21 protein-coding genes and 3 tRNA genes are annotated in these 21,010 nt (G+C 61.9%); 14 read left to right on the top strand and 10 right to left on the bottom strand.

The window, feature by feature from the left end; all coding sequences use genetic code 11:
- The first annotated feature begins 9 nt into the window (after nt 1-9).
- The 3 genes from CCD76_RS04070 (at nt 10) to CCD76_RS04060 (ending at nt 2,810) form a co-directional block, all read left to right on the top strand.
- Nucleotides 10-1,566 carry a SpoVR family protein gene (locus tag CCD76_RS04070; RefSeq protein WP_087718335.1) on the top strand — a complete coding sequence of 519 codons (1,557 nt, stop codon included), beginning with the start codon at nt 10-12 and terminating at the stop codon, nt 1,564-1,566.
- Nucleotides 1,567-1,673: 107 nt separating this feature from the next.
- Nucleotides 1,674-1,949, top strand: coding sequence for an Lrp/AsnC family transcriptional regulator (locus CCD76_RS04065; protein ID WP_071231344.1), 276 nt, complete (start codon nt 1,674-1,676; stop codon nt 1,947-1,949).
- 6 nt (nt 1,950-1,955) lie between these two features.
- Nucleotides 1,956-2,810 (top strand): DNA/RNA non-specific endonuclease, encoded by an 855-nt coding sequence (locus CCD76_RS04060; RefSeq protein WP_256961092.1) that lies wholly within the window; start codon nt 1,956-1,958, stop codon nt 2,808-2,810.
- Nucleotides 2,811-2,935: 125 nt separating this feature from the next.
- Here the strand turns inward: CCD76_RS04060 and CCD76_RS04055 are convergent.
- The 3 genes from CCD76_RS04055 to CCD76_RS04045 form a co-directional block, all read right to left on the bottom strand.
- Nucleotides 2,936-3,022: transfer RNA gene (locus CCD76_RS04055), tRNA-Leu, on the bottom strand.
- Between the two features lie 31 nt (nt 3,023-3,053).
- Nucleotides 3,054-3,140, bottom strand: a tRNA-Leu gene (locus CCD76_RS04050).
- A 66-nt stretch (nt 3,141-3,206) separates the two neighbouring features.
- Nucleotides 3,207-3,293: transfer RNA gene (locus tag CCD76_RS04045), tRNA-Leu, on the bottom strand.
- Nucleotides 3,294-3,563: 270 nt separating this feature from the next.
- Here CCD76_RS04045 and rnr point away from each other — a divergent pair.
- The 10 genes from rnr to CCD76_RS03995 all read left to right on the top strand — a co-directional run bounded on the left by rnr (nt 3,564) and on the right by CCD76_RS03995 (nt 13,513).
- Nucleotides 3,564-6,002: a ribonuclease R gene (gene rnr / locus CCD76_RS04040; protein ID WP_087718261.1), complete on the top strand. Its 2,439-nt coding sequence runs from the start codon at nt 3,564-3,566 to the stop codon at nt 6,000-6,002.
- Nucleotides 6,003-6,054: 52 nt separating this feature from the next.
- Nucleotides 6,055-6,870: a 23S rRNA (guanosine(2251)-2'-O)-methyltransferase RlmB gene (rlmB, locus tag CCD76_RS04035; RefSeq protein WP_087718334.1), complete on the top strand. Its 816-nt coding sequence runs from the start codon at nt 6,055-6,057 to the stop codon at nt 6,868-6,870.
- A gap of 267 nt (nt 6,871-7,137) precedes the next feature.
- Nucleotides 7,138-7,557, top strand: a complete 420-nt coding sequence (gene rpsF, locus CCD76_RS04030) for a 30S ribosomal protein S6 (protein ID WP_071231347.1) — start codon at nt 7,138-7,140, stop codon at nt 7,555-7,557.
- A gap of 26 nt (nt 7,558-7,583) precedes the next feature.
- On the top strand, nt 7,584-7,811 hold the full coding sequence (gene rpsR, locus CCD76_RS04025) for a 30S ribosomal protein S18 (protein ID WP_035472385.1): 228 nt from the start codon (nt 7,584-7,586) through the stop codon (nt 7,809-7,811).
- A gap of 76 nt (nt 7,812-7,887) precedes the next feature.
- Nucleotides 7,888-8,739 carry a hypothetical protein gene (locus tag CCD76_RS04020; RefSeq protein WP_087718260.1) on the top strand — a complete coding sequence of 284 codons (852 nt, stop codon included), beginning with the start codon at nt 7,888-7,890 and terminating at the stop codon, nt 8,737-8,739.
- Nucleotides 8,740-8,755: 16 nt separating this feature from the next.
- On the top strand, nt 8,756-9,202 hold the full coding sequence (rplI, locus tag CCD76_RS04015) for a 50S ribosomal protein L9 (RefSeq protein ID WP_087718259.1): 447 nt from the start codon (nt 8,756-8,758) through the stop codon (nt 9,200-9,202).
- A 176-nt stretch (nt 9,203-9,378) separates the two neighbouring features.
- Nucleotides 9,379-10,764, top strand: coding sequence for a replicative DNA helicase (dnaB, locus tag CCD76_RS04010; RefSeq protein ID WP_071231350.1), 1,386 nt, complete (start codon nt 9,379-9,381; stop codon nt 10,762-10,764).
- Nucleotides 10,765-10,885: 121 nt separating this feature from the next.
- Entirely contained in the window at nt 10,886-11,179 is a 294-nt protein-coding gene (locus CCD76_RS04005) for a hypothetical protein (RefSeq protein ID WP_087718258.1), read from the top strand.
- Between the two features lie 89 nt (nt 11,180-11,268).
- Nucleotides 11,269-13,041: a bifunctional diguanylate cyclase/phosphodiesterase gene (locus CCD76_RS04000; RefSeq protein ID WP_179208836.1), complete on the top strand. Its 1,773-nt coding sequence runs from the start codon at nt 11,269-11,271 to the stop codon at nt 13,039-13,041.
- Between the two features lie 169 nt (nt 13,042-13,210).
- Complete coding sequence (locus CCD76_RS03995) at nt 13,211-13,513, top strand: DUF6482 family protein (protein WP_071231353.1); 303 nt, start codon at nt 13,211-13,213, stop codon at nt 13,511-13,513.
- A 67-nt stretch (nt 13,514-13,580) separates the two neighbouring features.
- On the opposite strand, the gene CCD76_RS03990 is transcribed toward CCD76_RS03995, so the two are convergent.
- A complete protein-coding gene (locus CCD76_RS03990) occupies nt 13,581-13,889 on the bottom strand; it encodes a hypothetical protein (protein ID WP_087718256.1) in 309 nt (102 codons plus the stop codon).
- Between the two features lie 138 nt (nt 13,890-14,027).
- Here CCD76_RS03990 and hemH point away from each other — a divergent pair, with 138 nt between their 5' ends.
- Entirely contained in the window at nt 14,028-15,011 is a 984-nt protein-coding gene (gene hemH / locus CCD76_RS03985; RefSeq protein WP_087718255.1) for a ferrochelatase, read from the top strand.
- A gap of 53 nt (nt 15,012-15,064) precedes the next feature.
- Here the strand turns inward: hemH and CCD76_RS03980 are convergent, their stop codons facing one another.
- Genes CCD76_RS03980 through CCD76_RS03955 form a run of 6 tightly spaced genes read right to left on the bottom strand, consistent with a single transcriptional unit; the run spans nt 15,065 to nt 20,897 of the window.
- Nucleotides 15,065-15,457: a Na+/H+ antiporter subunit G gene (locus CCD76_RS03980; RefSeq protein WP_179208835.1), complete on the bottom strand. Its 393-nt coding sequence runs from the start codon at nt 15,455-15,457 to the stop codon at nt 15,065-15,067.
- 11 nt (nt 15,458-15,468) lie between these two features.
- Entirely contained in the window at nt 15,469-15,738 is a 270-nt protein-coding gene (locus CCD76_RS03975) for a K+/H+ antiporter subunit F (protein ID WP_071231356.1), read from the bottom strand.
- On the bottom strand, nt 15,735-16,232 hold the full coding sequence (locus CCD76_RS03970) for a Na+/H+ antiporter subunit E (protein WP_071231357.1): 498 nt from the start codon (nt 16,230-16,232) through the stop codon (nt 15,735-15,737). Before CCD76_RS03970 ends, CCD76_RS03975 begins: the two co-directional genes overlap by 4 nt.
- Nucleotides 16,229-17,746 (bottom strand): monovalent cation/H+ antiporter subunit D, encoded by a 1,518-nt coding sequence (locus CCD76_RS03965; RefSeq protein WP_087718254.1) that lies wholly within the window; start codon nt 17,744-17,746, stop codon nt 16,229-16,231. Before CCD76_RS03965 ends, CCD76_RS03970 begins: the two co-directional genes overlap by 4 nt.
- Nucleotides 17,743-18,093, bottom strand: a complete 351-nt coding sequence (locus tag CCD76_RS03960; protein WP_087718253.1) for a Na+/H+ antiporter subunit C — start codon at nt 18,091-18,093, stop codon at nt 17,743-17,745. The genes CCD76_RS03965 and CCD76_RS03960 overlap by 4 nt, the downstream gene beginning before the upstream one ends.
- The gene (locus CCD76_RS03955; RefSeq protein WP_087718252.1) at nt 18,093-20,897 is read right to left on the bottom strand and encodes a monovalent cation/H+ antiporter subunit A; all 2,805 of its coding nucleotides are present in this window, start codon (nt 20,895-20,897) and stop codon (nt 18,093-18,095) included. Before CCD76_RS03955 ends, CCD76_RS03960 begins: the two co-directional genes overlap by 1 nt.
- Nucleotides 20,898-21,010: the final 113 nt, after the last annotated feature.

The raw sequence follows: 21,010 nt of genomic DNA, 5'->3' as shown, positions 1-21,010 counted from the left end.
GAAACCATGATGACGCGACGCAAGCCCATAGCCACCGGTTCGGATTGGAACTTCGAGGCGCTCGAAGCCTATGAACGTGCCATCGCCGAACTGGCCAAGGAATATCGGTTGGATACCTATCCCAACCAGATAGAGATCATCACCTCCGAGCAGATGATGGATGCCTACGCCAGTGTGGGCATGCCGATCGGCTATCACCACTGGTCGTTCGGCAAACAGTTCCTGTCAGTGGAGCAGGCCTACCGTCGCGGCCAGATGGGGCTGGCCTATGAGCTGGTGATCAATTCCGACCCCTGCATCGCTTATCTGATGGAAGAGAATTCGCTGATGATGCAGGTGTTGGTCATCGCGCATGCCTGCTACGGGCACAACTCGTTCTTCAAGGGCAATTACCTGTTTCGAACCTGGACCGATGCTTCGGCGATCGTCGATTACCTGGTCTTTGCACGCAGCTATGTCGCCAAGTGCGAAGAGCGTCACGGGGTCGAGGCCGTCGAGCAGTTACTCGATGCCTGTCACGCCCTGCAGAATTATGGGGTCGATCGCTACAAGCGGCCCTCACCGATTTCGGCCGATGAAGAAGCGCGCCGACAGGAGGAGCGGGAGGCGTATCTACAGACGCAGGTCAACCGGATCTGGAGCACGATTCCGCCGGTAGTGAGCGAGCTGGCCCAGGAGCCACTGCACGATCACGAAAACGATCCGCTGGGGTTGCATCGTCATGGTCGCTATCCCAGCGAGCCGCAGGAGAACCTGCTCTATTTCCTTGAGAAGAATGCGCCGCTGCTGGAGCCCTGGCAGCGCGAGGTCGTGCGTATCGTGCGTAAGCTTGCCCAGTATTTCTATCCGCAGCGTCAGACCCAGGTGATGAACGAAGGCTGGGCGACGTTCTGGCACTACACCCTGATGAACCGCCTGTATGACGACGGGTTGATCGACGAGGGCATCATGCTCGAGTTCCTGCAGTCGCATACCTCGGTCGTCACTCAGCCGGGTTTCGACAGCCCTTATTTCAACGGCATCAATCCGTATGCGCTGGGATTCGCGATGTTCAGCGATATCCAGCGCATCTGCCAGGCACCGACCGACGAGGACCGCGAGTGGTTCCCGGATATCGCCGGCAGCGACTGGCTGGAGACGCTGCATTTCGCGATGCAGAACTTCAAGGACGAATCATTCATTCAGCAGTTCCTGTCGCCCAAGGTGATTCGCGATCTCAAGCTCTTCAGTCTGGTCGATGATGATCGCGACGACAGCCTCCAGATCGAGGCGATTCACGACGACCGCGGCTATCGCCGAATTCGCGAGGCGTTGAGCGTGCAGTACGCGTTATCCGCTCGGGAGCCCAACATCCAGGTCTGGGAAGCCGACATTCGTGGTGATCGTTCGCTGACGCTGCGCCATGTGCAGGATCGACGCCGTCCGCTGGGGCAGAGCCTGTTTCCGGTCATGCGCTATCTGCACCAGTTGTGGGGATTTCCCATCAAGCTCGAATCGACGGAAGGGGACGATATCGTGCGTCGCTACCAATGGCCGATTCCCGAGCCGACGCGAGAATCGGCGTGAATACGCCCGTGCGGCATGTCCCGTCGCAGAGCTGATATACTCGCCCGATCGCTATCATTCTGGTTATGGGTCTGCCGGTTGCGGGCCTGATTCGGTGGGAGAGGGAAATGCAGAACGCCGTCATTCTGATCAATGTCGAAAAGGGCCGGATTCGCGGTGTCGCCGAACAGCTGGCCGACCTGGAAGGAATCAGCGAAGTCTATTCGACCTGCGGTCGCTATGACCTGATCGCCATCGCCCGCACGCGGGATTTCGAGTCTCTGGCCACGCTGGTGACCGAGCGCCTGATGAGCGTCGAGGGGATTCGCGATACCGAGACACTCAATGCCATGCAGGTGCATTCGCGCCACGATCTCGACGCCATGTTCTCCGTCGGTCTCTAAGTTCTGGTGGCGCGTCGTCGTAGGCGAGGGCTGCTGGGGCAGTTGGCTCGCTCGTCCCGAATCGGGCTCGTTTTTGTCGTCGTCATCAGCGGGCTGTGGTACTGGCAGGAAGGTGATGTCCGTGATCGGCTCAGTTGGATGGGCGTGCCGGAGTGGCAGTGGAACGACTGGCGGGGCTGGAACCGAGTGCTGCGCAACGACGGCTTCCTGGTCGGGTGGTCGGACGTGCGGGGCGAAGCATTGTGGGTGGGCTACGTGCTGAACCGGGTCGATAGCCCCCGCAGTCAGCCGCGGCCCGATCGCTTCGAGCCCGACTGGCGTAGCCTGTGGCCGATCGGCAGCGACGACTACACCCATAGCGGCTACGACCGGGGGCATCTGGCGCCGAATTATGCGATGTCGGTCGTTCACGGCCGCGATGCGCAGCTGGCCAGTTTCCTGATGACCAACATCACCCCGCAACGGCCCAAGCTCAATCGGCAGCTTTGGCAACGCCTGGAGGAGGCCGTCATCGATGACTTCGTGCCGCGCTTCGGCCGCGTGTGGGTCGTCACCGGACCGGTCTTCGACGATCAGCTACTGCATCGGGTGGGCTTTACCCAGGTCCCCGTGGGCTTCTACAAGATACTGGTCGTTCCCGGTCAGACGCCGCGGGCGCTGGCATTTCTCATGCCCCAGGACGTCAGCGGCAACGAGCCGCTGGCTCGCTTTCTGGTCACTGTCGATGAGATCGAGGCGCATACCGGGCTCGATTTCTTTCCGCAACTGCCCGATTCCATCGAGCGTCAGATGGAAGGGTACGTGGAAACTGCCGGTTGGGGGCTGGAAGCCGTTTCGACACGTCCGGGGCGTTATCAGTAACGTCCGTGGACGTCGGCCCTGAATCTTGGTATTGAGCGTGCGATGGAAGCAGGCAATGCTTCGAAAACGGGAGATGCAGGAATAGCAGAGAGAAGAGGACTGCGAGGAAACAATGACATGACACATGGTGCCCAGGAGAGGACTTGAACCTCCACGTCCGTAAGGACACTAGCACCTGAAGCTAGCGCGTCTACCAATTCCGCCACCTGGGCATGTCATGCAAATCTGATACTGCAGTCTGGATGGTGCCCGGAAGAGGACTTGAACCTCCACGTCCGTAAGGACACTAGCACCTGAAGCTAGCGCGTCTACCAATTCCGCCATCCGGGCTTATCCGGCCTTGAATGCATGGCTTTCGTGAATTCTCATTCCCGAAAGCGCCATCGCCGTAAGCGATGGTGCCCAGAAGAGGACTTGAACCTCCACGTCCGTAAGGACACTAGCACCTGAAGCTAGCGCGTCTACCAATTCCGCCATCTGGGCCAAGGCGCGATGCATAATACCGACTCTGTGTCCGAATGCAAGCATCTCATGCGCGTTGATATATCCCGCTCGGTCATGGTCTTGCGGTGCGGCGATGCGCGCCGCGGCACGGGCAATTGGTCACATTGGACAGTGCATGGTTGGGTCGAACAGGCGTGGCCGCTATACTTGGGGCATGAATCCCAAAAAATCGAACGGCCCAGGCCGCCCGCCGCGTGACTATTCTCTACAAATCAGGCCCCGCTGGCTCAACGCAAGGATGATGGTTGCATGACTCATTGGACGTTGAACGACGATCCGCACGCGGCTCGCGAAACCCAGAAATACGATAACCCCGTGCCCAGTCGCGAATATCTGCTGTCGCGTCTGGAGGAGTACGGCAAGCCGATTACGCACGAAAACATGAGCGCCATGCTGGGGCTCGAGGACGAGAACCAGCTGGAAGCCGTGCGTCGGCGCCTGGCCGCCATGGAACGCGACGGTCAGATCCTCAGGGACCGCAAGGGCGCCTATGCCCTGATCGACAAGCTCGACCTGATCAAGGGCCGGGTGCAGGGCCACCGGGATGGGATGGGCTTTCTGATTCGCCACGATGGCGTCAAGCCTGACCTGGTGTTGCCGCCGCGTCAGATGCGCCGCGTCTTCGATGGCGATGTGGTGCTGGCGCGCATCAGCGGTCGGGATCGTCGTGGTCGCGCCGAAGGCACCATAGCCGAAGTGCTGGCGCGCAATACCCAGACGCTGGTCGGCGTGTTCCGTCAGAACACCTCGGAATTCGCCGTGTTGATACCGGAGAACTCCCGCATCAGCCAGGAAGTGATCATCCCGCACAGCGTCAGCGGTGGCGCAAGAGACGGCCAGATCGTGTCGGTGCGTATCACCCAGCAGCCGGAAACCCGCAAGCAGCCGGTCGGCGAGGTGGTGGAGATCCTGGGGGAGAGGATGGACCCCGGTCTCGAGATCGATATCGCGATTCGTTCCCACGATATCCCGGCAGAGTTTCCGCCGGAAGTGGAACATCAGATCGCTGGCATGTCGGCCGAAGTGAAGGAAGAGGACAAGGTGGCGCGCATCGATCTGCGCGAGATGCCGTTGGTGACCATCGACGGCGAAGACGCCAAGGATTTCGACGACGCCGTCTGTGCCTGGAAGACGAAATCCGGGAGCTGGAAACTGGTCGTGGCGATTGCCGATGTTTCCCATTACGTCCGTGGCGGCAGTGCGCTGGATAACGAGGCCCATATTCGCGGCAACTCGGTCTACTTCCCTGGTCAGGTCGTGCCGATGCTGCCGGAGCTGCTCTCCAATGGGCTCTGTTCGCTCAATCCGCACGTCGATCGCCTGACCATGGTCTGCGAAATGAACATCTCGCAGAACGGAACGATCAGCCGCTACAAGTTCTACGAGGCGGTGATCCAGTCTCATGCGCGACTGACCTACAACCAGGTCGGCACCATGCTGGAGGAGCCGGATGGCGAAGAGGGAACGGCGCTACGCGAGCAGTATCGCGAGCTGGTGCCTTCGCTCGAGAATTTGCACGCGCTCTACCAGGTGCTGCGCAAGGCGCGGGAAGTGCGTGGCGCCATCGACTTCGATACCACCGAAACGCAGATCGTCTTCAACGACGAGCGCAAGATCGAAAAGATCGTCCCGCGCAGCCGCAACGACGCCCACAAGCTGATCGAGGAGTGCATGCTGGCCGCCAACGTGGCCACGGCGCGCTTCCTCGACAAGCATGACCTGCCCGCGCTCTATCGTGTTCACCAGTCGCCAGCCTCGGAGCGGCTGGAGAACCTGCGCGTGTTCCTGGGCGAGCTGGGCCTGACCTTGGGTGGTGGCGATGAGCCGACACCCAAGGATTATCAGGCGCTGCGAGAGGCGATTCAGGGTCGCCCGGACTTCGATATCATCCAGACCGTAATGCTGCGCTCGATGAGCCAGGCCGTCTATTCGCCGCAGAACGATGGGCACTTCGGTCTCGCCTATCAGGCGTACGCACATTTCACCTCGCCGATCCGCCGCTATCCGGATCTGCTGGTCCATCGTGCGATCCGCTCCGTCATTCGAGGGCCGCGCCAGACGCAGACCGTGCTGCGTGCCGAGGGGGCGCCGGTGGAAAAACCCTCCACCTGGTGCCCGTACACCTTCGAGCAGATGATCGAGCTGGGCGAGCACTGCTCGATGACCGAGCGCCGTGCCGACGAGGCGACCCGCGACGTGACCGACTGGCTGAAGTGCGAGTTCCTCTCGGACAAGGTTGGCGAGGTCTACGAAGGCACGATCGCCTCGGTGACGCAGTTCGGGATCTTCGTGCGTCTCGACGACGTCTACGTGGAAGGGCTGGTGCATGTCACTTCCCTGCCATCCGACTACTACCACTACGAAGCCGAGAAACACCGCCTCAAGGGCGAGCGCAGTGGCGTTGCCTATCGTCTGGGCGATGGAGTGACCGTTCGCGTGGCGCGTGTGGATCTCGACGACCGCAAGATCGATTTCGATCTGGCCGATGCGACGCCGCGTCATCACCGTACGCCACGTAGTCATAAGCCCGGTGCAGAAGCCAATGACAGCGCTGCGCCGGCCAAGAAGTCATCAGGCAAGAATCGCCCCGGCAAGCGCGAGCGTCAGGGTGCCTCTACCGGCAACGAAGAGGGCGGTGCGCCCAAGCGCCGGTCTCGCGGTCCGCGCCAGCGTCGAGGCAAGCGATGAACGCGTTGATCGTTGTAGGCGTGGTGCCAGGCGGGTCAAGGTGGGTGATGCCATGAGCCGTTCAGCGAACCGGCGCCAATCGGCCAGAACGGGGGATTGTCCCCGCACGCCAGACGGGCTGGAGCCGGTCTACGGAGTGCATGCCGTTCGGGCGTTGTTCGAGCGGGGGCAGCCGCCCAGGGTGCTGTGGATTCAGCAAGGGCACGCCGAGCACCGTCTGGAAGCCCTGCTGCAGCTGGCTCATGCGGCGGGCTGTGATTTGAAACGAGTGGGGCGAGAAACACTGGACGGGATTTCCAACCAGGCCTCCCACCAGGGCGTGATCGGATTCTGCGAACCGCTGGTCGCGGAAAGCGAAACTACCTTGTGGTGGCGCCTCGAGCAGTGGCTGGCGGACAAGCCCCTGCTGCTACTGATCCTCGATGGCGTCACGGACCCGCACAACCTGGGCGCTTGCCTGCGTAGTGCCGATGCTGCCGGTGTCAATGGCGTGATCGTGCCCAAGGACAAGTCCGCACCGCTGAACGCCACCGTACGCAAGGTGGCCTGTGGCGCGGCCGAACTCGTTCCGGTGTTTCAGGTCACCAACCTGGCGCGCTGCATGGAGAAGCTCAAGCAGCAGGGCGTCTGGATCACCGGCACCGCCGGCGAGGCCGATGCGCTCGTCTATGATGCCGATTTCACCGTGCCCTGCGCGCTGGTAATGGGCGCGGAAGGCAAGGGCCTGCGCCGCTTGACTCGCGAAGCCTGCGATGGGCTGGTCAAGCTGCCGATGCAGGGCGGGGTTTCCAGCCTCAACGTTTCGGTTGCCACCGGGATTTGCCTGTTCGAAGCCGTCCGCCAGCGCGGGCTCGTTGCCGCCGGTTGAGCTTGCACCCGGTGGCCCCTGTCTCTACAATTGCGCGGTTCTATGGGCAGGCTATGCTCATGGAATGCGGCTCCGTTCCGGGGTATATCCGATTCGCCAGGCTTGCCTGATGGCTCGGAAGCGCCGGGATAGAGCGCCAATTGGTCTGAATATTCGGATGTAGATGCGGTCGAGTACCGCAATCCGGTATCGACTCCTTGCTTCTCGTGGTAGCCATCTCTTGATGATCGGCACCGCGCGGAAGCTGCCAAACCGAAAGGAGCTAACATGCGTCATTATGAAATCGTGTTCATGGTCCATCCGGACCAGAGCGAGCAGGTTCCGGCCATGGTCGAGCGCTACACCAGCCTCGTCACCGAAAACGGCGGTACCGTGCATCGTCTCGAAGACTGGGGTCGCCGTCACCTGGCTTACCCGATTAACAAGATCCACAAGGCACATTACGTGCTGATGAACATCGAATGCAGCGGCGAGACCCTCGACGAGATCGAGAACATCTTCCGCTTCAACGATGCCATCATCCGCAGCATGATCGTGCGCAGCAAAGAGGCCGTGACCGAAGCCTCGCCGATGATGAAGCCGGCTGAAGAAAAGAGCCGTCGCCGTGACGACAAGTCCTCCGAGCGTGGCGATCGTGAGCGTTCTGAGCGCCCCGAGCGTTCCGAAACTGCCGCAGAAACCAACTGATCCGATTTCGCTAAGGAGAGACTCTCATGGCACGTTTTTTCCGTCGCCGTAAGTTCTGCCGCTTCACCGCCGAAGGCGTGAAGTACATCGACTACAAAGACATCGATACGCTGAAGGCCTACGTCACCGAAACCGGCAAGATCGTTCCGAGCCGCATTACGGGTACCCAGGCACGCTACCAGCGTCAGCTGTCCACCGCTATCAAGCGGGCGCGTTACCTGGCGCTGCTGCCGTACTCCGACAGCCACCAGTAAACCCTGATTCGATATCCTTGATCGGTAAACCCGGGTTCCGGTAAACCCAGGTTTCGGTAAACCACAGCGAGGCATCATGCTGGTACTGGCCCGTTGGATCATGCGCGGTACGCCGCAGGCCGTTGCGGCAGCCGCACTGACGGCGCTTGTGCCATGGCTGTTCTGGTTCAGCGCTGCCGTGGCGGGGCTGGTCACGCTGCGTCGAGGCATGACGACTGCAGCACCGGTACTGATCGCAGCGGCGCTGCCCGCCGGCTGGTGGTGGGTGCAGGGCGATGCGGTACCGCTGGCCAGTATTCTGCTGGTGACGCTGATGGCGACGGTACTGCGGTCGCGCATGCGCTGGTCGGAAGCCTTGATTGTCGGCAGCGTGGTCTGCATGGCGATGGTCCAGTTGGGGATCTTCCTCCCGGCGGGTGGCACCGAATCGCTGCTGGCGGAGCTGCGTCAAAGCTCGTCAGAGGTTGCCCGCATGCTGGATCAGCTATCGGCGCAGGGCGTCGATACCGAAATGATGGCGGCGCTGGTGATCGGTGGCGCGACCGGCTTGGTGGTATTGCTCGCCGGCATTGCCTGCCTGGCACTGGCCCGCAGTTGGCAGGCCGGGCTCTACAACCCGGGCGGGTTCCGCGAGGAGTTTCACGCGCTGAGGCTCTCGCGGAAGCAGCTTCTGCTACTGGTCGGGCTGATGGTGCTGGGGATAGTGCTGGCCGTCCCTGCTGCCAGCCTGCTGGCCTGGGTGCCGTTACTGGTTGCCGGTGTGGCGCTGGTACATGGGTTTATCGGTTTGAAGGGAATGAGCGGGTTCTGGCTGGTAGGCTTCTATGCCTTGCTGTTGACCACCTGGCCCACGATTCTGATTGTACTGCTGTTGGCGTTGGTAGATACCTTCGCGGATTTTCGCGGTCGTCTGACACGCAGTGATTGACGAGAGGTTCACGAGAATGGAAGTCATTCTGCTCGATAACATCGGCAAGCTGGGCGATCTGGGTGACAAGGTCACCGTCAAGCCCGGTTACGGCCGTAATTACCTGGTTCCCTACGGCCTGGCCGTACCGGCAACCAAAGACAACGTCGAAGCGTTCGAAGCGCAGCGCGCCGAGCTCGAAGCCCAGGCTGCCGAGCGCAAGGCTCAGGCCGAAACACGCGCCGCTCAGCTCGCCGAGATCGAACTGTCTCTGGTCGCCAAGGCGGGTGACGAAGGCAAGCTGTTTGGTTCTATCGGTCCGCGTGATCTGGCCGAAGCCATGGCTCAGGCCGGCATCGAAGTCGCCAAGAGCGAAGTGCGCATGCCGGAAGGTCCGATTCGCCAGACCGGTGAATACGACATCGCGCTGCAGCTGCACGCCGAAGTCACTTCCAGCGTTCGCGTCGTGGTCGTGGCCGAGTAAAGCTCGACTTCTATCGCCGATGTGACGTCTGGCTCAAGGCACGTAGGGCTTACCGCCCTACGTGCCTTTTTCGTGATCGGCAGGCGACGAACGACTGGGTAGAATGGGCGCCAGACCACTCCCGTTTGTCCAGCGCGCGATCATTCAGCGCAAGATGACATAGGTGAACGCCAAGCATGAACCAACGCGTCGACAACGATCAGGAAACCGCGCAGCTGAAGGTACCGCCGCACTCGCTCGAGGCGGAGCAGTCGGTACTGGGCGGGCTGATGCTCGACAACAGCAGCTGGGATACGGTGTCGGAGCGTCTGGTGGCAGACGACTTCTACCGCCATGAGCACCGGTTGACGTTCAATGCGATGGCGGAGCTGGCCGAGAGCGCACATCCGCTCGATGTCGTGACCCTGTCGGAAGCGCTCGAACGCCGGGATCAGCTCGAAAGCGTAGGCGGGCTCGCCTATCTGGCGGAACTGGCACGCAATACGCCCTCTGCAAGCAATATCCGCGCCTATGCCGATATCGTTCGCGAGCGGGCGACGTTGCGCAAGCTGATCCAGGCCTCGCGCCAGATCGCCGACAGCGCCTATTCTCCGGAAGGGCGGCTGCCGGACGAGCTGGTCAACGAAGCCGAACGGCTGGTATTCCAGATCAGCGAGTCCCGGCCCAAGTTCGGTGGCCCCATCGGCATGAGCCAGCTGCTGACCAAGGCCGTCGATCGGATCGACGAGCTGTTCAACATGAAGGGCCAGATGACCGGGATCTCTACCGGGTTCCGCGATCTGGACGACATGACATCGGGTCTGCAGCCGTCGGACCTGGTGATCATCGCCGGGCGCCCGTCGATGGGCAAGACGACGTTCGCCATGAATCTGGTCGAACATGCCGTTGTCTCCAATGACAAGCCGGTCATCGTCTTCTCGATGGAGATGCCTGCCGAGTCGTTGATGCTGCGCATGCTCTCTTCCCTGGGCAGGATCGATCAGACACGCGTCCGAACCGGCCAGCTCGAGGACGAGGACTGGCCGCGGTTGACTTCGGCGGTCAACCTGCTCAAGGATCGCCAGCTGTTCATCGACGACACTCCGGCGCTTTCTCCCAATGAATTGCGCTCCCGCGTGCGCCGAATCGCTCGCGAGCACGGCAATATCGGTCTGGTGATGATCGACTACCTGCAGCTGATGCAGGTGCCGGGGCTTTCCGAGAATCGTACCGCAGAGATCTCCGAGATTTCGCGATCGCTGAAGGGCATCGCGAAGGAGTTCAACTGCCCGGTGGTGTCGCTGTCCCAGCTCAACCGATCACTGGAGCAGCGTCCCAACAAGCGGCCCGTAATGTCGGATCTGCGTGAGTCGGGTGCCATCGAGCAGGATGCCGATGTCATCGCCTTCGTCTATCGTGACGAGGTCTACAATACCGACAATCCCGACAACAAGGGGTTGGCGGAGCTGATTATCGGCAAGCAGCGTAACGGCCCGATCGGTACCGTCCATATGGCATTCATTGGCAAGTACACCCGTTTCGAGGATCTGGCGCCGGATAGTTACGGTCAGCACTACGAATAAGTCGGTACGTCCAGTTCGCGATACGTCCAGTTCGCGATACGTCCAGTTCGATACGTCCAGTTCGATACAACCGAAACATGTCGGCAGCGCCGACGTAGAAAAGACATCAAGGAGTCAAACCATGGCAGGCGGTTTTCAGCGAGGTCGTCGTCAGCGTGTGCCCAAGATCGAAGTGCGCGGCCAACTGGAGAAGCTCGAACGGGAAGGGCCGTTCAAGGAGTGGCTGGGCATGCCGGATCTCTATCGTCACTGGCTGACCGTCGACGGCGAGCTCTACAGTTACCAGACGGAAGACGCCGAATTGCCGGTAGCCGTCGGTGACCGGGTCGTGTTTCGCTACAAGGAAGCCAAGGCGGGAAAATGGATCGACCGCAACTCCCTAGGCAAGGCCATCGATCCTTCCGCTTACCAGTAGACTGTCGATCTTTCCCTGAAACGGCGCGTTCTTTCCATGTAATGTTTTGTGTCACCATGTTGTCATGACCTTGGGGCTCAATGGCGTTCATGGACCAATCCGCCGTTTCTCTTGCCCCCGGCTCTCTCGAAGCCCTGATCGCCCAGCGCGATCTGAACGTGCACTTTCAGCCTATCGTCTCCGTCGCCACCGGTCGGGTGCTGGCTTACGAGGCATTGTCCCGCGGGCCGCGAACCTCTCGCTTCTCCAGCCCGCTGGCAATGTTCCAGACGGCCCGTGACCGCGGTCTGCTGGCTTCCCTGGAGCGGGTCTGTCGCGAGAGGGCCTTCGAGCGCTGGGTCGAGACGGGGCTGGGTGAACTGCTGTTTCTCAATGTCAGTCCGGAAGTGCTGATCGACCCGGCCCACATCAGCGGCCAGACGTTACAATTGCTGTCCGATCATGGCCTGACACCGTCCCAGATCGTCATCGAAATTACCGAGCAGTCTCCCGGCATCGATCCAGAACTGATGGCCGAAGCCGCCGAGCATTATCAGTCGATGGGGTTCTCCATCGCGCTCGACGATCTCGGTGACGGCTACGCCGGGCTCAGGCTCTGGTCACAACTCAACCCCGACTACGTCAAGCTTGATCGCCACTTCGTGGCTGGGGTAGATCGCGACCGCGTGAAAAGGCGCTTCGTGCGGTCGATTATCGACATCGCACACAGCCTGGGAAGCCGCGTGGTTGCCGAGGGCGTCGAACGAGAGGAAGAGCTCGATACCCTGCTCGAACTCGGGGCCGACTACTGCCAGGGGTGGCTGTTCGCTCGTCCCGAACCGGCGCCTCAGCGATCGCGTGACGTACTGGAGTCGCGCCTGGTCGCCCTGGCGGCATCGCGTCGTCCGGCAGCGGCAGCCACGGAAATTCGCCGGCTGTGCGTACCCTTGCCGGCACTGACGACCACGCTCAGCATCGGAGAGGCCGCGGAGCGCTTCAGCCGTCTGCCTGAGGCCAATGCCCTGGCTGTGGTCGACGAGCAGGGAACGCCGGTGGGGTTGCTCGGCCGCCGGCAGTTGATGGCCTTGCTCGGCAACCGCTTCGGCTTCGATCTCTACGGCCGCCAGTCCATCGACAAGATCATGCAGAGAGGGGCGCTCTGCGTCGAGGCGGGGGAACCGCTCGAGCGCGTATCGCGCAAGGTGACCGGACGCGACGACTCGATGCGTGACGAGGACTTCATCATTACCGATGGCGGGCGCTATCTCGGCATCGGACACGTCATCAATCTTCTGCAGCTCTTTACCGAACAGCAGGTCCAGATCGCCCGCCAGGCCAATCCGCTGACTCAGCTTCCAGGGAATCGGCCGATCCGTGCAGCGCTGGAACATTATCGAAGCCAGGCAAGTCCCTTCGTTGCCTGTTATCTCGATCTGGACCATTTCAAGCCGTTCAACGATCGCTTCGGCTACGCAATGGGTGACCAGATGATCCTGACACTGGCGAGAGTGCTGAGCGATGCGGCGGGGCGGAACGACTTCCTGGGCCATCTCGGAGGCGACGACTTCATTCTTCTGCTCAACGACGATAGCGGCTTGCAGTCGAAACTGAGCCGGATCCAGCGCTGCTTTCGCGATGAGAGCCTGCAGTTGCTGCCGGAATCGGAGCGGCAGGCGGGCGGCTTTCATGCCAAGGATCGCTTCGATCAATGGCGATTCTTCCCCATCACCCGGCTTTCCATCACGGCGTTGCGGGTACCGCCCACCGCGCGGATCGACAATTTCGGTGATCTCTGGAGCCGCTTCAAAGGTGCGGCCAAGCGGGCCGAGAACGGGCGCGTTGTCGTGACCGTTCGCACGAATAGCGACGAAATCCCGCGCTGAACTCTCGTGGTGCAACATAGTCTTAATAAAGATGAGGCTCAATTGGCCGATTGTCCCGGTAAGGCCGAGGCGGATTCTGCATCGGCATTCGGGAAGCGGCTAGTCAAAGGTTCGGCAAGGAGTGCCGGCCTGCCGTAACGATTCCATACTCAACCCACAGGAGGGAACCATGGAGCTCAAGGAGCTTGAACACTATCAGCGACACCATGAAGACTTCGAAATACGGGTCATCGCCCATGCCGGCAGTCGCTACTATCAGGTCATGCTGGAGCCCGGGGATGGCGCCACGCAGGCCTTGACCCGGCGCGGCAAGCCGATGCTGTTTCGTTCGCTCGAGGACGTCTACGGCGAATTGAAACGGGCCGGCATCCATCGTGCCTACCTGGTTCAACAGGTCGCCAACGACGAGATCGTCGGCCACGAGCCGCATTATCACGATCCGCTGCTGTCGCGAATGCCGCTGGTCTTCTGATCCGGAAAGCGTCGGCTAGTCGACACGTCATTCATCAATCCATTTCATTCGCCAACCATTTCATTCATCAATTCAGTTCCCTCCGGCGAGTCGAAGAGTGACTTGCCTCGACACGGAGGGAAGTTCGCCGTCCACGCCTTTCCCCTCGTTCCTCTCCAGCTTCTCTGCCCCCGTTGAAACCGTCCAGGATGCCGAAACGATCGCCGAAGTGCGCTTCGATCAGCACGTTAACTTGGCTTGTGATGTCGTTCCGATACGGATACGGCGGCCGCTCGGCTTTCTGGAGCAGATTGCTGCTGGTTGCCATCGTCTTCGGGTCTGCTGTATGAACCTGATACCCTTTGTCGCGCAGGGTATCGGCAAAGTGGCGCATCATCGACAATATCAGCGGGCGGACGCGCCCATGGGTTATCCATAACTTATACACATGGTATTGATCGTATAAGATGATCGGGCCGGTTCACGCGGCAGTGGTAGAATCTCGACAAAAGTCGGCAGGGAAAGGAGTGGTTTTATGGCGGCCCGTTTCGGAGTGCTGCTGGTCAATCTGGGAACGCCCGAGGCGCCCACGCCCAAGGCCGTGAGGCAGTATCTTGGCGAGTTCCTCGGCGATCCGCGAGTCATCGATGCGCCACGCTGGCTGTGGTGGCCGATTCTGCATGGCGTCATTCTTCGCATCCGCCCGCCCAAGGTCGCCAAGGCTTATGCGTCGGTATGGCAGGAGGAAGGCTCGCCACTGATGGCGATCGGCCGCCGCCAGCAGCGAGCGCTGCGTGAACGTCTGGCGAGCCAGACGGGCGAGTCGATCCCGGTCGAGCTGGCGATGACCTACGGCAAGCCGAGCATGGAAGAAGCCGGGCTCAGGCTGCGCGAGGCCGGCGTGGAGCGCATTCTGGTGCTGCCGCTCTATCCGCAGTTCTCCCGCACGACCACCGGGGCGGTATTCCAGCGGCTGGCCAAGGCACTGGAACCTTGCCCGCACCTGCCGGAGCTGCGCTTCGTGCGCGATTATCATGATCACCCCGACTATATTTCGGCTCTCGCTGCCAGCGTTCGCCAGCACTGGGAGGCCAACGGCGACGGCGGCCGGCTGCTGATGTCCTATCACGGCATCCCCAAGCGCTACGTCGACAACGGCGATCCCTATGCCAGGCACTGCGAGAAGACCAGCCGGCTGCTGGCGGAAGAGCTTGGACTGAGCGAGGGCGAGTGGTTCCAGAGCTACCAGTCGCGCTTCGGCCGCGAGGAGTGGCTCAAGCCCTACACCGACGAGACGCTGAAGGCATGGGGCGCGGACAAGATCGAGTGCGTCGACGTCATCAGTCCGGCCTTCGCGGCGGACTGCCTCGAGACGCTCGAGGAGATCGACGCCGAGAATCGCCACTACTTCCAGGAAGCCGGAGGCGGGCGCTATCGCTATATTCCCGCCCTCAACGATCGTCCGGAGCACATTACCCTGCTGACCAGCCTGGTCGAACAGCACACCGCCGGCTGGTGAAGCCGACGGCGCGCCGTCTCGGAGACGGCGCGCACTTTTCAGCGCTTAACCCTTCAAGGGAGGGGAGAGTCGCCTTGGGGGGCTTCCTCGATGGTGTGCTTGGGCTTCTCGCTCTCCAGCTCGACCGGATTGCCGCGGGTGCGGGGATCCGGTTTGAGCTTGTGGTGCAGGGCGCTCTTGGCCAGCATGTGTGCCGATACCGGCGCGGTGATGAACGCGAAGATCGTGATCAGCAGTTCCTGAACGATCGGGCCGTCTTCCTGGCTGAAATAGATCAGCGAACCGATCAGGGTGCAGCCGACCCCCAGCGTCGTCGTTTTCGAAGGGCCGTGCAGACGCATGTAGAAATCCTTCAAATGCGTCAGGCCCAGCGAGCCGATGAAGGCGAACGCGCCTCCGGCGACCAGCATGAAGGCGATCACGCCCTCGATGACCGTATTCAGCATCGTTATCCCTCCTATTCGATGATGTCGCCGCGCAGCAGGTACTTGCAGACGGCGATGGTGCTGACGAAGCCGAGCATCGCGATCAGCAGCGCCGCCTCGAAGTAGTCCTTGTTGTCGACCCAGATACCGAACAGCACGATCAGAGCGATCGAGTTCATGTACATGGTATCCACCGCCAAAATGCGATCCGGCAGGCTCGGCCCGACCACGGCACGATAGAAATTGAGTACGACGGCGGCGCAGAACAGCGCCAGCGCGATCCACAGAGCCATGTCGATCATGATTCGAAGATCTCCAGCAGTGGGCGCTCGTAGCGCTGGTGAATGTCGTCGATCAGGGCGTTGATATCGCCCACGTCCAGCGCGTGAATGAGCAGGGTCTTGCCATCCAGGCGCAGGTGGGCCGAGACGGTCCCCGGCGTCATGGTGATGGTGCTGGCCAGGATGGTGATCGGAAAGCTCTCCTTCAGCGTCAGCGGATATTCCACGAAGGCGGGGCGCATCCGGCCGCGGGGATCGAGAATCAGCTTCGAAACCTGCAGATTGGCGGTCACGATGTCGCCCAGCACCCGAAAGAAGTAGCCGACCAGTTTCAAGGGGCGCTTGATGGTGGGCTGGCGTTCCCAGAACGGTCGACAGATCACCGGAATCAGGATCGCCAGGACGCCGCCAAGAATCCATTGTCCGAGTGCCACGCTCTGCTGCAGCAACAGCCAGACGACCAGCAGCAGCAGTGACAGCACCGGCATCGGCAGCCAGCGAATGGGAGGAATCATGAGTCACCTCCGGTAACGTTCGGGGAGATAATCGCTTCGCCGTAGGCGTCTTGATCGAGCAGCTGTGTGGCACTGGCATCGGTGAAGCGAGTGATCGGGCCGGCCAGGATCGAGAGCACCGGCGAGGCGCCGAGCAGCAGGATCAGGCCCGCCAGCATTGCCGTCTTCAGCCTGGGGCCATCGTTGTCGCCGCGGCCAGCCTTCCAGAAGACGGTGGAGCCGCTGCGCGCCATGGCGACGAGACCGGCGAGGCTCGACAGCAGCAACAGCGACCACAGCCACGGCTGTTCGCTCGGCAGGGCCGAATCGAGCAGCAGTGCCTTGCCGATAGCGCCCGAAAACGGCGGTAGCCCGATGATGGTCGCCGCACCGATGAAGTAGAACAGACCCAGCAGCGCAGGCTGGGTGACGCCCCGGCCGGGCACGATACGTGCCCCGGCCTTGCCGCGCTGTTCGCCGATCGCATCGGCCAGCAGGAACAGGCCGCCGCTGACCAGCGTGGTGTGGATCATGTAGTAGAGCAGGGCGGCGATGGGCGCCTCGCGGTTCATGCTGACGCCGACCAGCAACGTCCCCACCGAAATCAGCAGCAGATAGGCCACCTGATTACGCAGATCCCGCGCCGACAAGACACCCAGCCCGCCGAGGGCCAGCGTCGCCAGTGCGAACCACCAGAGCCAGGGCTGGACGAAATTGGCGAGCCCGCCTGCGCTGTCGCCGAAGATGAGCGTATAGACCCGCAGAATGGCGTAGATCCCCACCTTGGTCATGATCGCGAACAGTGCCGCCACCGGCGCCGGTGCACTGCTGTAGGCCCGCGGCAGCCAGAAATAGAGCGGGAGGATCGCGGCCTTCAGCCCGAACACCACCAGCAGCAAAAACGCCCCCGCCTTGAGCAGGCCAAGACGATCGGGGTCGAGCGATGCCACCTTCTGGGACATGTCGGCCATGTTGAGCGTGCCGGTGGTGCCGTAGAGCACCCCGAGCGCGATCAGAAACATCGCCGAGCCCGCCAGGTTCAGCGCCACGTAGTGGAAGCCGGCCTGGGTGCGATCCTTGCCGCCGCCATGCATCAGCAGCGAGTAGGAGGCGATCAGCAGCACCTCGAAGAACACGAACAGGTTGAAGATGTCGCCAGTCAGGAAGGCGCCGTTGATCCCCATCAACTGGAGCTGGAACAGACCGTGGAAATTGCTGCCCTTGCGATCGTCGCCGGCACAGGCGTAGGCCACGCTGCCGAGCGCCAGGAAGCTGGTAAGGCATACCATCAGTGCGGAGAGCCGGTCGAGTACCAGGATGATGCCGAACGGCGGCTGCCAGTCGCCCAGGGCGTAGTAGGTGATGTCACCGCTGTCGCTCTGGACCACCAGCATGGCACTGACTGCCAGCAGCAGCGCCGTGCTGACCAGGGCGATCGCCCGGCGAGGCAGTACGGCCGAGTCCCGCTTGACCAGCATCAGCAGGCCGCTCAACAGCGGCAGAAGAATCGGAAGGATGATCAGGTGCTGCATCACGACTTGTCCTCCTTCGACTCTTCGCCACGCTGGTCGTTGACCTGATCGCTGCCCAGGTCGCCGCGCACGCGCATCGCCAGGATCACCGAGAACGCCGTCATGGCGAAGCCGATCACGATGGCCGTCAGCACCAGGGCCTGTGGCAGCGGGTCGGCGTAATAATCGACGCCGTCACGAATCACCGCCGCGCCATTGGTGGTCAGGCCGCCGGTGGAAAAAAGGAACAGGTTGACCGCGTAGGAGAGCAGCGTCAGCCCCACGACCACGGGGAAGGTGCGGCCACGCAGCGCCAGGTAGAGCCCGCTGGCGGCCAGGAAACCGGTTACGGTGGCAAAGAGCGCTTCCATCAGACGGTCTCCTTTTCATTCTCTTTGCTGGGACGGTGCCGTGTCGTCAACTTGCCCAGATTGGCCAGAATCATCAGCGTGGCGCCGACGACGGTGAGATAGACGCCGAGGTCGAACAGCATCGGCGTGACGAGCTCGATCTCGCCGATATAGGGAATCGAGAAGTGCCCGAAGGCAGAGGTCAGGAAGTTGTGGCCGAAGGCCCAGCTGCCGAGTCCGGTCAGCGCGGCGATGGCGACACCGACCACGGCGATCGGCTGATACTGGAACGACATTCTCTGTTGGGTCCAGTCGACCCCACGGGCGATATACAGCAGGATCAAGGCCACGGCCGTCACCAGGCCGGCGATGAAGCCGCCACCGGGTTCGTTGTGACCCCGCAGGAAGATGAACACCGACACCAGCAGCGCCAGCGGCAGTAGGCTCTGCGATACCGTACCCAGCAGCATGGGATGCAGATCGCGGGACCAGGGGCGCCCTTCGCTATCGCTGGAGGGCATGAACAGACGCAGGCGGTTGAGCAGCTTGTAGATGCCGATGGCGGCAATGCACAGCACGGTGATCTCGCCCAGCGTATCGAAGCCGCGGAAGTCGACCAGGATGACGTTGACCACGTTGTGGCCGCCGCCGCCGCTGACGCTGTTCTCCAGGAAGAAGCCGGAAATGGTGTCCAGCGGTCGCGTCAGCATCGCATAGTTGAGACTCGCGACGATGCCGCCGAAGCCCGCCGCCAGCAGAACATCGCGGACCACGCGTGCGCCGCTGGACTCCTTGGGCGTACGCTGCGGCAGGAAGAACAGCGCCAGCATCAGCAGGATGACCGTCACCACCTCGACCGCCAGCTGGGTCAGGGCGAGGTCGGGAGCCGAGAAGCGGGCAAAGGCCAACGAAACCATCAGCCCCACCACCGACAGCATCATCAGCGAGACCAGGCGTCGGCGATGCAGCACCGCCGTGCCCAGGCCCGCCAGAATGGTGATCACCGCGCCCGCGATCAGCAGGCCATCGAGCGCCTGGAGCTGGCGCGGCCCGCGCAACTGGGTAAGGTCCAGCAGGCCGCTGCCGGTGAGGAATAGCACGGCGATGATCAACCACAGCATGTAGCGCTGCAGCGAGCCATTCTCGAAGCGATCGATCGCTTGCTGGGTCCAGTGCAGCAGGCTGCGGACGTTGTGCTCGAAGATCATCGAGGCGTTGCGCTGCGGGAACTGGCGCTGGAAGGCGAACAGCTTGCGGCGTACGGCGTAGATGCCGACCCCGCCGGCCAGAGCGATGACGCTCATCAGCAGGGGCAGGTTGAATCCGTGCCAGATCGCCAGGTGCAGCTCCGGTCTCGGTGGCAGAATCGTGACCTGCGCGGCGGCACCGAGCAGTCCGGTGACGATCAGCGCGGGCAGCAGGCCGATCACGACGCACAGCGCGACCAACAGCAGCATCGGCAGACGCATCAGGAAAGGCGCCTCGTGGGGCGTCTTGGGCAGCTCCTGCGCTTCCGGGCCGAAGAAGACGTTGCGTACGTAACGCAGCGAATAGGCCACCGACAGCACGCTGCCGAGGGTCGCGAGCACCGGGATCAGCCAGGCCAGGCCGCCCAGGATCCCGGTTTCCAGCGTCTCGGTCAGCATCATCTCCTTCGATATGAAGCCGTTGAGCAGGGGAACGCCGGCCATGGAAGCCGCGGCGAGACCGGCCAGTGCGGCCGTCATCGGCATGCTGCGTCGCAGGCCGCTCAGCTTGCGGATGTCTCGCGAACCGGTCTCGTGATCGACGATGCCCGCCGACATGAACAGCGTCGCCTTGAACATGGCATGGTTGAGAATATGAAACAGCCCGGCCGCCACCGCCATCTTGCTGTCCAGCCCGAACAGCATGGTAATCATGCCCAGATGGCTGACGGTGGAAAATGCCAGCACGCCCTTGAGATCGTACTTGAGCAGCGCGAAATAGGCGGCGTAGATCATCGTCACCAGCCCGGTCAGGGTGACGATATAGAGCCAGAGCTGCGAGCCGGCCAGTGCCGGATGCATGCGCGCGAGCAGGAAGACCCCGGCCTTGACCATCGTGGCGGAGTGCAGGAATGCCGAGACCGGCGTCGGCGCTGCCATGGCGTGGGGCAGCCAGAAATGGAACGGAAACTGCGCCGACTTGGTGAAGGCGCCCAGCAGCACCAGCAGCAGTGCCGGCAGATAGCGCGGATCGGCCTGGATCAGATCACGGCTGTCGAGCACCGTCTGCATGTCGAAGGTCCCGACGATATGGCCGATCAGCAGGAAACCGGCCAGCATCGCCAGCCCGCCCATGCCGGTGACGGCCAGGGCCATGCGGGCGCCTCGTCGTGCCTCGCTCTGCTGGTACCAGTAGCCGATCAACAGAAACGACGACAGGCTGGTCAATTCCCAGAATACCCACAGCAGCAGCAGGTTGTCGGCCATGACGATGCCGATCATGGAAGTCATGAACAGCATCAGGTAGGCGTAGAACCGAGGCATGCTGTCGTCCGGCGACAGATAATAGCGGGAATACAGAATGATCAGCAGCCCGATGCCCAGGATCAGCAGCAAAAACAGCAGCGAGAGCCCGTCGAGCCGGAACGCCAGATCGAGCCCCAGTTGCGGCACCCAGCTCATGCTGAAGTGATACACCTCGCCGGAGATCACTCCAGGCGCATGCGAAATGGCCATGCCTAGCGCGATCGCAGGGAGCAGCGCGGTGGACCAGGCATTGAGCGTGCGTTGCCGATTGTTGCTCAGCAACGGTATCAGGCTGCCCAGTAGCGGCAGTAGAACGATCAGCGGCAGTGACATGAAATCGTCGCTCTATTCTTGGATCAGGGAGGCTCGATCATCGGCCCGGCGCAGGGCGACGGTCCGGTGGGTTCGAGCTTCGTTCTCGCGTTCATCGCGATCGGTCCGCGACC

The organism is Salinicola salarius (assembly GCF_002179555.1).
GTDB lineage: Bacteria > Pseudomonadota > Gammaproteobacteria > Pseudomonadales > Halomonadaceae > Salinicola > Salinicola salarius_A.
The sequence above is the reverse complement of the archived record's forward strand: the minus strand, read 5'-3'. Positions and strand labels throughout refer to the sequence as shown.

Bases quoted from the DNA above. Each gene is read 5' to 3' on its own strand.
- CCD76_RS04070 (WP_087718335.1), top strand. From the start codon at position 10: ATGACGCGACGCAAGCCCATAGCCACCGGTTCGGATTGGAACTTCGAG.
- CCD76_RS04065 (WP_071231344.1), top strand. From the start codon at position 1,674: ATGCAGAACGCCGTCATTCTGATCAATGTCGAAAAGGGCCGGATTCGC.
- rnr (WP_087718261.1), top strand. From the start codon at position 3,564: ATGACTCATTGGACGTTGAACGACGATCCGCACGCGGCTCGCGAAACC.
- rlmB (WP_087718334.1), top strand. From the start codon at position 6,055: ATGAGCCGTTCAGCGAACCGGCGCCAATCGGCCAGAACGGGGGATTGT.
- rpsF (WP_071231347.1), top strand. From the start codon at position 7,138: ATGCGTCATTATGAAATCGTGTTCATGGTCCATCCGGACCAGAGCGAG.
- rpsR (WP_035472385.1), top strand. From the start codon at position 7,584: ATGGCACGTTTTTTCCGTCGCCGTAAGTTCTGCCGCTTCACCGCCGAA.
- CCD76_RS04020 (WP_087718260.1), top strand. From the start codon at position 7,888: ATGCTGGTACTGGCCCGTTGGATCATGCGCGGTACGCCGCAGGCCGTT.
- rplI (WP_087718259.1), top strand. From the start codon at position 8,756: ATGGAAGTCATTCTGCTCGATAACATCGGCAAGCTGGGCGATCTGGGT.
- dnaB (WP_071231350.1), top strand. From the start codon at position 9,379: ATGAACCAACGCGTCGACAACGATCAGGAAACCGCGCAGCTGAAGGTA.
- CCD76_RS04005 (WP_087718258.1), top strand. From the start codon at position 10,886: ATGGCAGGCGGTTTTCAGCGAGGTCGTCGTCAGCGTGTGCCCAAGATC.
- CCD76_RS04000 (WP_179208836.1), top strand. From the start codon at position 11,269: ATGGACCAATCCGCCGTTTCTCTTGCCCCCGGCTCTCTCGAAGCCCTG.
- CCD76_RS03995 (WP_071231353.1), top strand. From the start codon at position 13,211: ATGGAGCTCAAGGAGCTTGAACACTATCAGCGACACCATGAAGACTTC.
- CCD76_RS03990 (WP_087718256.1), bottom strand. From the start codon at position 13,889: ATGATGCGCCACTTTGCCGATACCCTGCGCGACAAAGGGTATCAGGTT.
- hemH (WP_087718255.1), top strand. From the start codon at position 14,028: ATGGCGGCCCGTTTCGGAGTGCTGCTGGTCAATCTGGGAACGCCCGAG.
- CCD76_RS03980 (WP_179208835.1), bottom strand. From the start codon at position 15,457: ATGCTGAATACGGTCATCGAGGGCGTGATCGCCTTCATGCTGGTCGCC.
- CCD76_RS03975 (WP_071231356.1), bottom strand. From the start codon at position 15,738: ATGATCGACATGGCTCTGTGGATCGCGCTGGCGCTGTTCTGCGCCGCC.
- CCD76_RS03970 (WP_071231357.1), bottom strand. From the start codon at position 16,232: ATGATTCCTCCCATTCGCTGGCTGCCGATGCCGGTGCTGTCACTGCTG.
- CCD76_RS03960 (WP_087718253.1), bottom strand. From the start codon at position 18,093: ATGGAAGCGCTCTTTGCCACCGTAACCGGTTTCCTGGCCGCCAGCGGG.
- CCD76_RS03955 (WP_087718252.1), bottom strand. From the start codon at position 20,897: ATGTCACTGCCGCTGATCGTTCTACTGCCGCTACTGGGCAGCCTGATA.